Below are 2379 nucleotides of genomic sequence, written 5' to 3'. Positions count from 1 at the left end.
CAAAACGCCTCTGGCGTTGTAAGGTTAAGCCTCACGGGTCATTAGTACCGGTTAGCTCAACGCATCGCTGCGCTTACACACCCGGCCTATCAACGTCGTCGTCTTCAACGTCCCTTCAGGACCCTCAAGGGGTCAGGGAAAACTCATCTCGGGGCAAGTTTCGTGCTTAGATGCTTTCAGCACTTATCTCTTCCGCACTTAGCTACCGGGCAGTGCCATTGGCATGACAACCCGAACACCAGCGGTGCGTTCACTCCGGTCCTCTCGTACTAGGAGCAACCCCCCTCAGTTTTCCAGCGCCCACGGCAGATAGGGACCGAACTGTCTCACGACGTTCTAAACCCAGCTCGCGTACCACTTTAAACGGCGAACAGCCGTACCCTTGGGACCTACTTCAGCCCCAGGATGTGATGAGCCGACATCGAGGTGCCAAACACCGCCGTCGATATGAACTCTTGGGCGGTATCAGCCTGTTATCCCCGGAGTACCTTTTATCCGTTGAGCGATGGCCCTTCCATTCAGAACCACCGGATCACTATGACCTGCTTTCGCACCTGCTCGAGCCGTCACTCTCGCAGTCAAGCTGGCTTATGCCATTGCACTAACCTCCTGATGTCCGACCAGGATTAGCCAACCTTCGTGCTCCTCCGTTACGCTTTGGGAGGAGACCGCCCCAGTCAAACTACCCACCAGACACTGTCCGCAGCCCGGGTAACGGGCCTACGTTAGAACACCAGCCATTAAAGGGTGGTATTTCAAGGACGGCTCCACGCAGACTGGCGTCCACGCTTCGAAGCCTCCCACCTATCCTACACATCAAGGACCAGTGTTCAGTGTCAAGCTGTAGTAAAGGTTCACGGGGTCTTTCCGTCTTGCCGCGGGTACACTGCATCTTCACAGCGATTTCAATTTCACTGAGTCTCGGGTGGAGACAGCCTGGCCATCATTACGCCATTCGTGCAGGTCGGAACTTACCCGACAAGGAATTTCGCTACCTTAGGACCGTTATAGTTACGGCCGCCGTTTACCGGGGCTTCGATCAAGAGCTTCTCCTTACGGATAACCCCATCAATTAACCTTCCGGCACCGGGCAGGCGTCACACCGTATACGTCCACTTTCGTGTTTGCACAGTGCTGTGTTTTTAATAAACAGTTGCAGCCAGCTGGTATCTTCGACTGGCCTCGGCTCCGGGAGCAAGTCCCTTCACCTACGCGCCAGCGTGCCTTCTCCCGAAGTTACGGCACCATTTTGCCTAGTTCCTTCACCCGAGTTCTCTCAAGCGCCTTGGTATTCTCTACCTGACCACCTGTGTCGGTTTGGGGTACGATTTCGTGTTGCCTGGAGCTTAGAGGCTTTTCCTGGAAGCAGGGCATTTGTTGCTTCAGCACCGTAGTGCCTCGTCGTCACGCCTCAGTGTAAAGTGAACCGGATTTGCCTGGAACACACACCTACACGCTTAAACCGGGACAACCGTCGCCCGGCCAACATAGCCTTCTCCGTCCCCCCTTCGCAGCAACACCAAGTACAGGAATATTAACCTGTTTCCCATCGACTACGCTTTTCAGCCTCGCCTTAGGGGTCGACTCACCCTGCCCCGATTAACGTTGGACAGGAACCCTTGGTCTTCCGGCGAGCGGGCTTTTCACCCGCTTTATCGTTACTTATGTCAGCATTCGCACTTCTGATACCTCCAGCATGCCTCACAGCACACCTTCGACGGCTTACAGAACGCTCCCCTACCCAACAACGCATACGCGTCGCTGCCGCAGCTTCGGTGCATGGTTTAGCCCCGTTACATCTTCCGCGCAGGCCGACTCGACCAGTGAGCTATTACGCTTTCTTTAAATGATGGCTGCTTCTAAGCCAACATCCTGGCTGTCTGGGCCTTCCCACATCGTTTCCCACTTAACCATGACTTTGGGACCTTAGCTGGCGGTCTGGGTTGTTTCCCTCTTCACGACGGACGTTAGCACCCGCCGTGTGTCTCCCGTGATAACATTCTCCGGTATTCGCAGTTTGCATCGGGTTGGTAAGCCGGGATGGCCCCCTAGCCGAAACAGTGCTCTACCCCCGGAGATGAGTTCACGAGGCGCTACCTAAATAGCTTTCGGGGAGAACCAGCTATCTCCCGGTTTGATTGGCCTTTCACCCCCAGCCACAGGTCATCCGCTAATTTTTCAACATTAGTCGGTTCGGTCCTCCAGTTAGTGTTACCCAACCTTCAACCTGCCCATGGCTAGATCACCGGGTTTCGGGTCTATACCCTGCAACTTAACGCCCAGTTAAGACTCGGTTTCCCTGCGGCTCCCCTATACGGTTAACCTTGCTACAGAATATAAGTCGCTGACCCATTATACAAAAGGTACGCAGTCACCCCA

Annotated in this window: 1 rRNA gene; it reads right to left on the bottom strand. The window is 54.7% G+C overall.

Features of this window, described 5'->3' with window-relative positions:
- Positions 1–20 precede the first annotated feature (20 nt).
- Positions 21–2379, bottom strand: a 23S ribosomal RNA gene (locus MHZ97_RS22210); the annotation flags it as partial.

Source organism: Pantoea sp. ACRSC (genome assembly GCF_022346785.1).
Taxonomy (GTDB): domain Bacteria; phylum Pseudomonadota; class Gammaproteobacteria; order Enterobacterales; family Enterobacteriaceae; genus Pantoea; species Pantoea alvi.
Note: the sequence above shows the minus strand (reverse complement) of the source record. Positions and strands in the feature narration are given on the sequence as shown.